Annotated in this window: 6 protein-coding genes; 5 read left to right on the top strand and 1 reads right to left on the bottom strand. The window is 45.3% G+C overall.

Annotated features, from left to right (window positions below):
• From DXD04_RS11065 to DXD04_RS11040, 5 genes are all read left to right on the top strand, one after another.
• A partial coding sequence (locus DXD04_RS11065; RefSeq protein ID WP_259299546.1) for a DUF6531 domain-containing protein occupies positions 1-3,615 on the top strand: 3,615 nt, incomplete at its 5' end.
• 2 nt (positions 3,616-3,617) lie between these two features.
• Positions 3,618-4,511, top strand: a complete 894-nt coding sequence (locus tag DXD04_RS11060) for a hypothetical protein (RefSeq protein ID WP_005777294.1) — start codon at positions 3,618-3,620, stop codon at positions 4,509-4,511.
• A 140-nt stretch (positions 4,512-4,651) separates the two neighbouring features.
• On the top strand, positions 4,652-6,136 hold the full coding sequence (locus DXD04_RS11055) for an FRG domain-containing protein (RefSeq protein WP_117673233.1): 1,485 nt from the start codon (positions 4,652-4,654) through the stop codon (positions 6,134-6,136).
• A gap of 332 nt (positions 6,137-6,468) precedes the next feature.
• A complete protein-coding gene (gene tssD / locus DXD04_RS11050; protein ID WP_117673231.1) occupies positions 6,469-6,858 on the top strand; it encodes a type VI secretion system tube protein TssD in 390 nt (129 codons plus the stop codon).
• A gap of 222 nt (positions 6,859-7,080) precedes the next feature.
• Positions 7,081-8,970 carry a P-loop NTPase fold protein gene (locus DXD04_RS11040; RefSeq protein WP_117673229.1) on the top strand — a complete coding sequence of 630 codons (1,890 nt, stop codon included), beginning with the start codon at positions 7,081-7,083 and terminating at the stop codon, positions 8,968-8,970.
• Positions 8,971-9,211: 241 nt separating this feature from the next.
• Here the strand turns inward: DXD04_RS11040 and DXD04_RS11035 are convergent, their stop codons facing one another.
• On the bottom strand, positions 9,212-14,191 hold the full coding sequence (locus tag DXD04_RS11035; RefSeq protein ID WP_117673227.1) for an N-6 DNA methylase: 4,980 nt from the start codon (positions 14,189-14,191) through the stop codon (positions 9,212-9,214).
• Between the last annotated feature and the right edge of the window lie 85 nt (positions 14,192-14,276).

Here is a 14,276-nt window from a genome sequence, read left to right as displayed (position 1 = left end):
GCCCGCAAATGCACGGGGGCGTTCGGGCGTTTCTACAAGAAAAAGACCAGGAAGCTGGCGGACAGGCTGCACAGCAAGGTCAACAGGACGATAAAGAGCGAATCCCTGAAGAACATGCTCCACAAGGCCATCTGTACGGTCACGGGCCACCCGGTGGACGTGGCCAGCGGCACGTTCTTCACCGACGAGGAGGACTTCTGGCTCGACGGCCCGGTGCCCCTGTCATGGGAGCGCACGTGGTACAGCCGCAGCGACTACCGGGGTCCTCTGGGCAACGGGTGGCACCACGCCTACGACATGGGCGTCGTCGCGGACACGGAAGAGGGCACGCTGACGCTCCGCATGAGTGACGGCATCCCGGTGGCCTTCCCCCTGCCTACAGCGGAGGAACCCTCGTTCATCCTCTCCGAACGCAAGGAGGCCCGTCTGGAACGGGACGGCGGCTACTGCGTGTGGGACATGGCCGAGGACCTCTACTACCGCTTCACGCGCAAGGAGTACGATTCCGTGCGCCTGCTTGAGAGCGTGACCGACTGCAACGGTCTGGGCATCCGCTTCGACTACACGAAAGAGGGCCTGCTGCGCTCCATCACCGACAGCGCGGGCCGCCGCCTGAGGGTGGAGCACGACACGAGAAGCGGACGCATCCTTGAGATATGCGGCCCGCATCCGGAAGATCCGGAGAAAGAGATTACCCTCGCCTCCTACGAGTACGACGCCGACGGCAACATGACCCTCCAGCGCAACGCGGCGGGCGACGTGATGACATACGAGTATGCCGGAAGGCTCATCGTGAAGGAGACATGGCGCAACGGCCTTGCGTGGTACTTCGAGTACGACGGTACGGGCGTGGGTTCGCGCTGCGTGCATACGTGGGGCGACGGCGGCATATACGACCACAGGCTCACGTTCCGGGAGGGAGTGACCGAGGTGCTCGACAGCCACGGGGAGCTGACGGTGTACCACCACCGCGGCGGCCTTGTGTGGAAGAAGGTCGATGCCAACGGCGGGGAACACCTGTGGCGTTACGACGACAGCCGCCGGCTCCTCGCACAGACGGACCCGCTCGGTAACAGCACCCTGTACAGATATGACCGCTGGGGGAACTGCACCGACAGCTCCGACCCGTGCGGCGGCAGCGTGTCCGCCGTGTACCCCGGCAAGGGGAACCTGCGCAACCGTCCCGTATCCGTTACCACGCCGGACGGCGGCACGTGGGAGTTCGGCTATGACCGCTCCGGCAATCTGGTGAGCCGCACCAACCCCGAAGGTGCCGTCACGAGGATGACCTACCGCAACGGTGCGGTGGCATCGGTGAAAGACCCCTACGGCGTGGTGACGAGGCTCGCCTATGACCGTTTCCATAACCTCACGGAAGCCTCCGACAGCCGGGGGAACACCTCGCTGTACGGCTACGACCTGCTGGGCAGGTGCGTGAGCGTCACCAACCCCAAGGGTGCGGTGCAGAAAAGGGAATACGACCCTGTGGGCCGCGTGGTGCGCGTGCTCGACTTCGACGGCAACGACATACGCCTGTCCTACGACGGGATAGACAACCTCACCGGATACCGTGACAACGTCCAGCACGTGGAGTACGGCTACTCCGGCATGTGGAAGCTGACAAGGCGCCGCGACCACCGGGGCGTGGTTAACTTCCGCTATGACCGGGAGGAACGCCTGCGCCGTGTGACAAACGAGAGGCTCCAGAGCTACGAGTTCGCCCTCGACGCTGTGGGCAACGTCACCGCCGAGAAAGGCTTCGACGGGGCCGTCCGTCATTACCTGCGTGACAGGGGCGGACGCGTCGTCAGGGAGACGCTGCCGTCGGGAACGGAAAGGGAATACGGCTATGACGCCTGCTCGCGCGTGACGCGCGTCTCATACCCCACGGCCAGCGACCCCGACCAGACCTACGCCTACGGGCTGTCCGGCAGGCTGGTGCAGGCATCGAGGGGGGAAAGCACGGTGGAGTTCGCGTACAACTCTCTGGGACTTCCGACACGGGAAACGGCCGACGGCAACACCATACTCCGCACCTACGACCATACCGGCAGGATACTCACGCTCGACAGCACGGCGGGGGCCTCGCTGCGCTACACCCGCAACGGCTACGGGGAGCTTGAGGGGTTCACTGCCACCGGTGGCAGCGACGCCGACGGCGCGGGCTCGTGGGAATCGGCACACCGCCACGACACGCTGGGCTTCGAGGTGGAGCGCATCCTTCCGGGAGGCGTCGTCCGCTCGTTCGCCTACGACGACATAGGCCGTCTGGTGGATGCCCGCACACGCAAGGACTCGCGCACACGGCATATGCGCCGTTACCGCTGGGGCGTCGCCGACAGGCTGTTGTCCGTGGAGGACAGCAGGCGTGGCGAGACCCGCTACTCCTACACCCCGACGGGACAGCTCGAAAGGGCGGAATATCCCGACGGCAGGGAGCAGTGGAGAAAGAGCGACCAGACGGGAAACCTGTATCCCGACCCGGACATGAGGCTGCGCCGCTACCTCGGTGGCGGACGGCTGGAGCAGGACGGTGAATGGCACTGCGAGTACGATGCTGACGGCAACCTGACGGAACGCTACCTCGGCACGGGAAGGTGGCTTGACGGCAAGAAGGACCGCTGGAGATACCGGTGGAACGCCGACGGCTCTCTGGCAAAGGTGGTGCGGCCCGACAAGAGGGAGGTGGAGTTCACATACGACGCGCTCGGGCGCAGGCTCTCCAAGAGCTTCGGCACGACCGTGACACGGTGGGTGTGGAACGGTAACGTGCCGCTGCACCAGTGGAAGCGGCGCAGGGAATACTCCGTTATGGGGAACAGGTGGCGCACGGACACGGAACGCTGCGACATGACAGTATGGCTCTTCGACGAGGAGTCGTTCGTGCCGGTGGCAATGATAAAGGAAGGCAGGTCCTACTCGATACTGACAGACCAGCTCGGAACACCGACGGAGGCATACGATGCCGAGGGCAACGAGGTGTGGAGCCGGGTGCTCGACATGGACGGGAACGTCATCGAGGAGACGGGCAACAAGGGGATGGTACCGTTCCTGTTCCAGGGACAGTATTATGACCGGGAGACAGGGCTGGCGTACAACAGGTTCAGGTACTACTCGCCGAAGATGGGAATGTATGTCTCGCAAGATCCGATTGGGTTGGCTGGCGGAATACTTAACCTATACGGGTATGTCGATGACACATTATCTTTTATAGATATCCTCGGATTAATAAAGTTTAGGCGTAATATGTCAGAGCGAGAAGTACAATCAACACTTGAAAATGGTGGGTTAGTAAGAGGCATAAATGGTTCACGAGGTGCAAAATGGATATCAACCATGGATAATTCATATCGTGATGTTAATGGACTTGAAGTTGTTCTTGATATGAATGATGATGTGGTAAATAGCATTATTAAGCCCCGTGTTTTAGATTATGAGAATATGATTGGAGGGGAAAGTAAAAATATGGATAAAGTGTTAGTTAAGTCTAATGAACCAGGTGCGATGGGAATAGGAGTTGGAATACTGGAAAACTTTAATCAATATATCAAATCTATTACTGTATATAAAATAGTTAAAGGTAAACGAAAACAGATACATTATCAACAAAAATAACGATGAATCATTTAGACAATCACATTATAGATGCTTTATATTCTAAGATAAATAGCAAAAATGATAAATTTAAAATTTCCGAACAGAGATTCAATGTGCTGTTTGGAATTTCCCCTACTTTCTATTTGTATGAATATTCTTCTCTATTAGAACAATGTATCTACAATAAGTACAATGGAATAGTATTGTATAAATATCTATATATATTAGATTTTATAAAGTCTATTATAACACTTTTCTTCTCGCCAATAAATAGTAATTCTTGCGAAAATGAGTATGCTAAATTATATTCTTATCTCAATATTATTAATGTGAATCGCTCCCAGATTAGTAATAAAAAAAGTCTAAGAGATAAGTTATATAAAACTTTTTTATTTACTGCTCCAGCTTCAGAAGAGGTAGTAACGAAGTTCCATTTATCTACTAAAGGAATATACTATCGTAAAGAAAATATCAATCAAATATATTATGAAATAATTGATTTGTTAAATCTTGAAAGATATAATCATAAAAAAGATATATCTGTGATAAATAATATGCTGACTATGGCATATAAATATTTAACAGGAGATAATTTATCGATTCCATATTATAAACCTATGGATATTTATGCTTATTATTTCTTTAATCCACTTGATTTTGTTAATCTGTATGCACTTGAAAGGAGTGTCTTTTACGAACTCTTAAACAATAGTGTCATAGGCTCCAACTCTTTTATGAAGAAATCCTTTATATATAATTTAAATTTATTTATTATAAATACATTAGATGACATAAAGGGCATTCGAGACAATGTAGAGAATTATGATAAAATTATTTCTATTTTATTAAATTCAAATTTAACATTGCCTAATAATATCCTTAGAGATATTAAATTAGGGTATTCAGTTATTTAAGTAAACGAATAAATCGCTCGGCCTTATGTAATTATTTGAATTTCATTAACCTAAACATCTACTGTTGACATAACAAACAAAGTAAGGTAAAATCATAATGATTTGCCTTTTCGTAAAATATAATTAACAACCATGACATAATGAAAAATAAATTTACATGGATACCGTTCTATAAAGAATTATCCGATTGGTTACTTGGAAAACAGAATAGCCAGCCAGAACTTATATCTACGCTAAAAGAAATTGGTATTACCGGTTTTCGTGATGGCACAGAAAGAGGCAAAGAGATTACACTGCAAGAAATAGACCCGTTCACATTCTTGGCGTATCTCAACAAGTTTCATTCCAATGAAAAAAGGGTCGAAATCTTACAGGATTTAAGGCATAAGCTAAATTTTAGTTGTCCAGAACCAACAGATGTATCAGGCATCCCGACAACCCATCCCATGAAAGTGCATCTATTCCCATGGAAGACAATCAGGGGCAATAATGATATAAATGTATTATGGAAATTGTTCGGACAGGTAAAAGAAGGAAAAATAGATGAACGACTTTTTCAAACGGCATTGAACATTAAAAGTGTCGGAAAGGGAAAGCTCAGCATTGTTCTGTTCTACGCTAATCCAGAAAAATATGTTCCTTTGGATTCCAACACTTCATCGTATTTAAGAAGCAAGAAACTGGGCTATACTTATGATAGCTTTGCATCATATAGTGAGTTGTCAGAAAAAATAGTCAAGACCTTTGGAAAGCATCCGTGGGAGATTTCATACGAGGCATATAATTATACTCCGGAGAGGGATTCATCCAACATTGATAGTATCAAAATATTATTAGAAAAACTTGAGAACGAGTTAGAGGACAATATAGATTACCATATCTTTTATCGAGGACAGTCAGATAAGAATTTCGGATTGATACCCTCCATTTATCGAGAAGAGCTTTTAATAAAGAATGAGGATAAAATATTCAAAGATATTATTGCCCAATGTCCGGCTGATTTCAAAGGATATACATCCACCTTTGAAAAATTGGTCAAGATGCAGCATTATTCTTTGCCGACGCGACTCTTGGATATCACTACAAATCCTTTGGTAGCTCTGTATTTTGCATGTGAAAATGAAGATGTTGACGGTAAACTATTCCGGTTTGAAGTTAAAACGTCAGATATTAAATATTTTGACAGCGATGCGGTGAGTGTTGTATCCAATATTGCAAAACGCCCAATAGATTTCAGTATCGAATCCCTTCGGGATTTGGAATGTGAAGATTTTAATGATGAACCAGACATAGCCTATCTTCTGCATGAAATTAAGTACGAGAAACCTCATTTCCAAAATGTGATCGACTCAAAGGATATTGAAAGAGTCTTTTGCGTGAAACCTATGTTTGACAATCCTCGCATAATCCGGCAGTCCGGGGCATTTTTCCTTTATGGTATCAATGGCAATAAAAGCAAGCCTGCACAGCTTAACTTCAGATACAAAGTGTACATCATCAATAAAGCGCAGAAACAGAAAATCAGGAAGCAGCTTGAAGCTCTCGGCATAGACAAATCAACGTTGTTTCCAGAAGTCGAACACGTGGCCGAGCATATAAAGGACAAATATCATCTGCCTAAATAACCTTTCCCTCATTTTAAAAAAAACAAGCCGAGCTATTACACGGATAGCTCGGCTCTCAGCTTGAAAAAATTACATCAAGTCTTAATTTCGTGGTACATCTTGAACTTGCAAGCATTTCTCTACTTTGTATAAATAATACTTAGAAGGGAGGATAGCCTGTAAATAGAGTTTCTTCTATTTTGCTGGTTAATAAATTTAATTGATTGTTTGTTATGTTCAAAGGAAAATTCTATATTTGCGAAATATGATATCCTCCTTCTTGTCTTGAAAGCGGTCTGACTGCTTTAACCAAGGCGAAATGTCTTGGTTTTATAATAAATAATAAGATCAGCATGGCAGAATTAAAGGCAACCGTGTGCTTGCAAGGGAAGGATATAGAAGTGATTTCATCACATATTGAATTTAACCGCAAGACAGATAATAAAGGAAGGCCAGTGACAAATGTTATTGGCGGACGTATTACCATTACCGTTGAATCTACCAGAGAAACTACTATTCTTGAAGCAATGGTAAACAGTCCTTTCAAAGCGATAAGCGGCAAGGTGATTTATTACAACACTAAGGATAATTCAATCTTTCGTGTCGTGGAGTTCAAATATGCGTATATCGTATATTACAAAGAGGTTTACAATGTTGACAGGAAACGCCAAATGTATTCCACCATCACATTTTCTGCGGGTATTATTATGATAGGAGACGCATATTTAAGCAATCAATGGTAAGACTGACGATTCCTGCAAGCCTTTATTGGATCTTTCAAAGAAGAAACATGAAATTTAGTTGTTTGGATATTATTGTATTAAGAAATATCACTAACTTTGTTCATTGTGGATGTGGTGATAATGGATTTGCAGCGTCGTTTACTATTTCAATATTTAATGTTCTTATTGCTACATTTTTGTTTTCCAATGGAGTTAAAATAGAATTATGTTAATAACAAAGGTATGAATACTTTGATTCTTGATTTTTTAAACAGCTATGCTGATAATACTAATCCTCAGTATGCCGTGATGCTGAAAGGAAAATGGGGATGTGGCAAAACTCATCTTATAAAAGAATGGAAGAAGAGGTTTGATGGAACCGCAGATACCGACGAGGAAATTACGCTAAAGCCCATCTATATTTCGACCTATGGAATGGATAGCGTGAATGACATCAAGACAGCTATAGATAGGGAATTAAATCCTTTCTTCTATTCGAAAACGGGGCGTTTCATAAAGGGAGTTTTGAAATTAGCCGGTAAGGTAGTCTTCAAGACAAGTATGGATTTTAATGAAGACTCTAAAGAGGATGGTTCCTTTTCCGCAACACTGGATTCGTTGTCGTTACTACAAGTGAAAGACGACAGTATAAAAGGTGTAAAGTTTCTGATATTCGATGACATCGAAAGGTGCCTGATAGAGATGAAGGAATTGTTAGGCTTTATCAACTATTTTGTAGAGCATTGTAATTGTCATGTTGTCGTAATTGGAGATGAGAACCACCTTGAAAAACTTCCCAAGGCTGTATGGGATGAGTTTAAGGAAAAGACCATAGGTAGGGAATTTGAAATACAACCTGACATAGAAGAAGCCATCGAATACTTCCTTGGCGAAGTACCGGTATCCGATTATTTGAAAGAAATGCGTGATTTCATTATTGCCTGTTTTATGTGCACAAAATCCGATAACTTACGGGTTTTGAGACAATGTTTATATGATTTTAAAAGCCACTTAAACAAACTTCCTCCCGAGCTGGTTGAAAAGGATAATATCTTTCTTAAAAATATTCTTGGGTCATTTATTGCAGTGTATGCAGAGTATAATAATAGTGAGAACAAAGAGGTAATTTGTAATTGGAGTAGAGATTGTCGGATTTCACTACTCCAAGATAATAATGAAGATAAGCAAAGGATACATCATCTAAGGGAAAAATATCACTCTTTGAACAAGGAGTTAATTTATAATGTCTTAAATCCGGAGTATGTTACGGCTATTATACAATATATTATCACAGGTGCTCCACTTGTAGAATTTATTGTTACGGAGATAAGGGATAAGCAAAAAGAATTGAAACCTTGGGAAATGCTATCCGGCTTTTTCGATATGGAGCAGCAAAAACTTGAAAGAATTTGTCAAGATACTATAACATCCATATTGGATAGAGAGATAAAAGATGCTTATCAACTTGGTTATAGTATTGCGTATCTATCATACTTTCACGCTATTGGCATTTTCTATTTTATACAGGCTTATGTCTCTTTAATAAAAGTAAGAATAGCAGAAATGATTGATAGCCAAACCTGTTTAGAGGAACTTTATCAGCTAAGAGGGCTTTTTATTAGTGGATGTAATTATATAACCACAGATTCCAAAACCCCAATAACGGATGATATTGTGGACTATTTCTTGCAGAAGATGAAATCAAAGATAAATGAGTTGCCGGATCAAATGCAAAAAGCACTGCGTAATTTGACTGAAGGAACAGTAGAACAACTTATAATCATAGACAGATTGCCTTATCCAGATAAAAGTTGTACATACGAACTTCGTGCTATATTTGCATATGAAGATGCCAATGCTCTTTTTGATGCTATCTGCAAACTAAGCAATAAAAGCAGAAATACTTTTACGCAATTTCTTGCTTATCATTATAATTTTGACTATGATTTACAAGATGTGGGAGACAGATATAAGGCAGATGTTCCTTGTTTACTCAAGTTGAAAGATTTGGTCGGTAATGAAATCAGTATATCAAAAGGAGTGGATAAACTTGCCTTCATAAGATTAAAAGATGCCTTGATTGAAGCTATTAGGAGGTGTGAAGGCAAAAGTGATACATTGCCACCAATGTAGAAGCTAAAAATGGCGTATCGCAAAAAACGGATATGCGATGAAAGAATATTATCTCTATTTGACTAAAAACAGAAGATATTAATAGCTATAAATGAGAATGGGTGGTGGCGGGGAATCGGGAGGTTATAAAGGGAGAAAGGATGCCATAAAAGAGTAGAGCCGTCGGCAGACCGGAGCGCAAAAAAATCCCTCTGCCCAGTCATCGCGACCATGCAGAGGGAACGGTTGAATTATGATTATGTCAAGCAGCTTCGGCAATAGCTTCGTGTTTGGCAGCCTGCGGTTGTTCGGCCTCTTTCAGGCTTTCATCAATCCTGTGCTGGAGTTCCTTACATTCCTGTTTGAGCCTTGACAGTTCATCGGCTTTGCTCCACTGACGGCAAATGATGTCCTGCAATGTGGGAATTTCGCTTTCTATCCGCTCTACCGCCTTTTGTTGCTTCTCGATAAGAGAGGGCAATTTGCTTAATGCTCCATGCGGATATTGTGCCGACTCAACAAAACCAAGCGGCAGCGCACCGCTCAGACCGCATCGGTATTTCAATCCACTTATACCCTCTACAAAGAATGTATTGCGGTCAAACGTACCGTCCATATTATACTCGCTATGCACCAACAAGTTTAGCCCTGCATACGTGCCAACTGTACCATACGCTCCGTTGCGGTAGGTCTTGGCGATACGGTGCAACTCCCGGCCAACTTCCTCGGTACTGGCTTGCGGCAAGTTCAAAAGCAGGGTTGCCTTTGCCCCATTATACGAGTTGATGTATTCCAAATCCCTCTTGAAATCGGCCTCAGTACGCTTTGCCTTTTCGATTTCTCCCTGACCGGCAGCTATTTTACGCTCGGCACGGATGCGTTCTTTCTTGAAAATAGCCTGTTCCTTTTCAAGCTGCATAATCTTGTTGTCGAGCTTCGTCTTGTTCAGCAAGTCGTTATTGCCTGACAGAATAGCCACGAACTCGGCGAAGTTCATACCGCTGTCCTCATCCATGCCTCCCTCGTCAATACGACGCACGGCGATTGTGCCGTTGTTAATTTGATTGATAAACATCTGCTTGTTTCTCAACAGATTGAACTTGTAGGCGTCAAGGGTCTTTTCCGTGCCGTAAATTACAATATCTACCACATTGCCACCCCACAGCTTTACAGTGTTGCCTTTGCGTACCGCCCTGCCGTTTCGTTGCTCCATGTCAGCAGGTCGCCAAGGTATTTCAAGGTGATGCACTGCCACAGCCCTTTGCTGGGCGTTCACACCTGTGCCTAACATGGTCGTACTTCCAAAAAGAACTCGCACCTTGCCGTTGTTCATTTCTTCAAACAGCTTTTTTCTTGCCCTCTCGGTAGTGGCGCATTGGATAAACTGTATTTCATCAGCAGGAATACCGAGTTGTACCAACTTTTCTTTGATGTCGGCATATATGTTCCATTCGTTCGGTTTGTATGTACCAAGATCGCTGAACACGAACTGTGTACCCCGATTGTCATTCGAGCGTATATAGTAGTCATAGATTGTCCTCGCACAGATAGAAGCCTTGTTATCGGCATCATCCTTGAACTTGCAACCCAACAAGCGCATATCAAGAGCCATTTTTCGGGCTACATTGGTCGCAACCAGCATTTTTGCCTTATCGAGATTGTCGGGTTGCGGAACGTCAAGTCCCAAGTCCTTCCACTGGCCGCTACCGGCAAAAGAAATCAAGCGTCCTATCATTTCCTCCTGCTCGATTGTCGGGGGATAAGAGAGGAAACGCACGTTCTTCTCAGGCACGTCAAGATTTATCATGTCGGCTGTACAGTAATCCGTAATCTCACGCAGGAACATTGCCAGCTCCGGTACTTTGATGTAAGTACGGAAACGCTCTTTGCGCTTCACCGAGCCTGTCACATTCAACTCATAATCTGCCGTTTTCTTTGTGAATATGGCTGCCCACGCATCGAAACAGCTAATCCGTTGCCGTTGAAGCTCCTGCGGACGCAAATACTTGAACATCACATATAGTTCGGTAAGGGCGTTCACGACCACCGTACCCGACAGAAACGTAGCCCCAAGGTCACGACCTGTACGAAGTTGGATGTCACGAATGGCGAACAAGAGGTTCATTGCCCTTTGAGAGCCTTTGGTGTTGCCGATACCTGCCACACGGTTATGGCGTGTCTGAAACATTAAGTTCTTGAAAATATGGCACTCATCTACAAAAATATGGTCTATTCCCATTGTGTGGAAGTCCACAGCATCGTCTTTCCGATTATTGATTTTCATACGCAGTTCTTGTAATTTAGCCCCAAGGTTCTGTTTGCGCTTTTCTAATCCCTCCTGCATCTTTCCGCTACGGTAACGCATGGTGGACTGCTCCAAAAATTCAAGGTTACGTTCCACATCGGCAAGCTCTTCCGTGAATATATCTATCATGGTCTCTTCTGACTGCGGTATCTTGGCGAACTGGTCGTGGGTCAGTATGATGCAGTCCCAGTTGTTGTTCTTGATTTTTGAAAAGACCTCTTGCCTGTTGGCAAGGGTAAAATCTTCCTTGCCCGGATAGAGAACTTTGGCCGTAGGGTATGCCTTGCGGAACGTATCAGCAATTTCGTGCACATTCGCTTTCAGTCCGATAATAAGCGGCTTGTGTACCAGTCCGAGACGTTTCATTTCGTAAGCGGTAACACACATTATCATCGTCTTGCCTGTGCCTACCTCATGCCAACAGATACCGCCTCCGTTCTGCTTAATCATCCAGATAGCATCTTTCTGTGAGGGATAGAGGCTATCGTATGGAAATTGCCCGAAAGAGAGCTGCGGAAAGGTTTGTGCCGAACCGTCATAGTGCGGCCTAACATAGCAGTTGAAACGCTCGTTATATACCCTTACCAGCTCGTCCCGAACCTCTATCGGCTGCCTGTCAAGCCAGCAGTTGAAACGGTCTCTAATCTCCTGTATCTTGGTGGCTGCCTCTTGTATGGCTTCCTCGTCCGGCACACGCACCTTATCACCATTGCGGTATATCTTTTTCGTAATTTCGGGTACAGTATCATGCAGGGCATGAACAAACAAATCCTCACCATTATAGTTGCGGACGAAATAGGTGTTGTAAGCCACCGGAGAGTAACTTTGCAGACGTACCATGTAGGTGTCGTTCACATCGAAATACATTACACTTGTCTCTACCTTGAAAAGTTCAGTTGCAAAATCGGCGTATAACTTTGTGTCAATCCAACGCTCACCCATGTTAATGTCGAGTTCCTCGTAGGGTATCGCTTCGGGTGTCGCATCCACCAAAGCCCTTACAGCAGTTTCCGTCCAATCTTTTTCCCTGTCCGTGAGTTCGGACAAGTAAGAACCTATCTCCTTGCATTTGGTTATGACATTGCCTGAAAGGAACTTGCCTTTGTGCTCCCACTCCCCAATAGCAGGATTGTAAAATATCTCACCTTTGAGGTCGCCGATGATTTCTTCCTCGGTGCTGTCCGTGGACTGCATCAGGTAGTCCATATCAACCCTGCCGTAGAAATTCAAGCTGCTTGCCAACGCTTCAATCGGTGTCAGCCTTTTGTTCGAGTCTATCTTCTTGAACGCCACAGGTTCACGCATGATATCGGACTTGACTAAATCCTTTCCAAGCTGCATTTCTATTGTAAAGACTTCCACACCGAGGCTGTCAAGCATGATAAACTCCTTGTTGTCGTTCTCGTGGAAACAGCCCCATTTGGCAACAAAGGCATCGTATCGGGCGTTCAACTCTCTACGCAACCCGTTATCCTCTTTTTGTTCTTCCCTTTCTTTGATTGACAGTTCAAAGTATGCTTTGCGTATAGGAAAATAGTCTTTCGCCCTATCTGTATTGACCTTACCCTCGTCCACCGGCACAAAATCAATGGCTACCTCTTGATAAAGACTTGATTTTCGATATTGGATAGTACCCACCTGGCCCTCAAACAGTACCATTGCGCCGTCTTTCATCCATGCTTCCACCCCATCCGTGTAGGCTCGTTTACCTTTTTCTACTTGTTTCATCGCTACATTCCCGAAAAGGGACATTTGCATATGTTCGCTGCCCTGTCCGTTCCCAGTGAAAAGACTTTTGCGGAAATATCGGCCAAAGTCGAGTTTCAGCAGTGCGGCGAGATATTGCGACATGGCATTTTCATTTCCCTGCCATTGGTATTTGCGCACATATTTTCCGTATTGGTTCTGTACAATGCGGCTACCTGTTGCAAGGGTAGTTTTCGGCATGGTAAACAATTTGTTGGCGTATTCGGTCATTGTGCCTATGGCGTCCGCCTTTTCCCTGCCTACTTGTAAAAACAGTTGTTCCCGTTGTGAGAGTACCGTCTTGTGCGTGTGCTTTTGGAATATCAGCAGGTCACTGCCTACCTCTATACCGCTTGTCTGCATGAAAAGCATATCGGGCAGACGGATTGCACTTATCAGGTCTGCATGATTTACAAGATATTCACGCACGAACTTGTTACCGGGCGTGTCGGCTATGCCCCTCGATGTGATGAAAGCCAATAATCCACCCTCATTCAACAACTCCATCGCTTTGACAAAAAAGTAGTTGTGTATGGTCTTGGTGGCCTGTTCGTACATACCGCCTTTCTTCCACAGCTCCGCATCGAATACCCGGAAATTGCCAAACGGGATGTTGGAGGCTATGACATCGAAAGTTGTATGCTCAAAACCTTGTTCTCCAATGGTTTCAAATGCAGCCGTCCGTGTTAGCGTGTTCTCATGGAGCAGGGAAAGTATCATCCCCGAAATGAGATCTTTCTCAATGGCATAGTCATACGTGCCGGACATGGCTATGGGCAGAAAACCGCCTATACCTGCACTCGGTTCGAGAAATGAACGCATTTTGAGGCCGTTTTCGCTGAACGTGGCGTGTATCTGCCGCACCACTGCATCAACAAGGAATTTAGGAGTGTAAAATGCTGTCAGTACAGATGCTTTGATACCCTCTATGACATTGTGTCGCATGGGTTCTGTGAAATGAGGGTAAGCATTGATTAACTCCTGCAATCTTTGTATCGGTTCTTGCATATCACCACCTATGGGCTTGTCCGTACCTATATTCAACACTTCTTTGATACCCCCGAAACCAGAATATCGGGATAAAATTTCTTTTTCTTCCGCAGTGGCCTGCCTGCCTTGAACTTGGATTTTCATTGCCGTTTCTATGGCTTCCACGTTCGCTACCAATGATTTCAATTTGTTGTAACTCATAATTTAACCTTTCTTTTTTTCCCTTTTTTCGGCCTGTTTGCGACCTTTGGGATTTATTTTTCTGCCTCCAAAAGGTGGCGGAAAC

Origin of the sequence: Phocaeicola plebeius (assembly GCF_003437535.1) — a bacterium.
In the GTDB taxonomy this organism is placed as follows: Bacteria; Bacteroidota; Bacteroidia; order Bacteroidales; family Bacteroidaceae; genus Phocaeicola; species Phocaeicola plebeius_A.
The sequence above is the reverse complement of the archived record's forward strand: the minus strand, read 5'-3'. Positions and strand labels throughout refer to the sequence as shown.

Bases quoted from the DNA above. Each gene is read 5' to 3' on its own strand.
- DXD04_RS11060 (WP_005777294.1), top strand. From the start codon at position 3,618: ATGAATCATTTAGACAATCACATTATAGATGCTTTATATTCTAAGATA.
- DXD04_RS11055 (WP_117673233.1), top strand. From the start codon at position 4,652: ATGAAAAATAAATTTACATGGATACCGTTCTATAAAGAATTATCCGAT.
- tssD (WP_117673231.1), top strand. From the start codon at position 6,469: ATGGCAGAATTAAAGGCAACCGTGTGCTTGCAAGGGAAGGATATAGAA.
- DXD04_RS11040 (WP_117673229.1), top strand. From the start codon at position 7,081: ATGAATACTTTGATTCTTGATTTTTTAAACAGCTATGCTGATAATACT.
- DXD04_RS11035 (WP_117673227.1), bottom strand. From the start codon at position 14,191: ATGAGTTACAACAAATTGAAATCATTGGTAGCGAACGTGGAAGCCATA.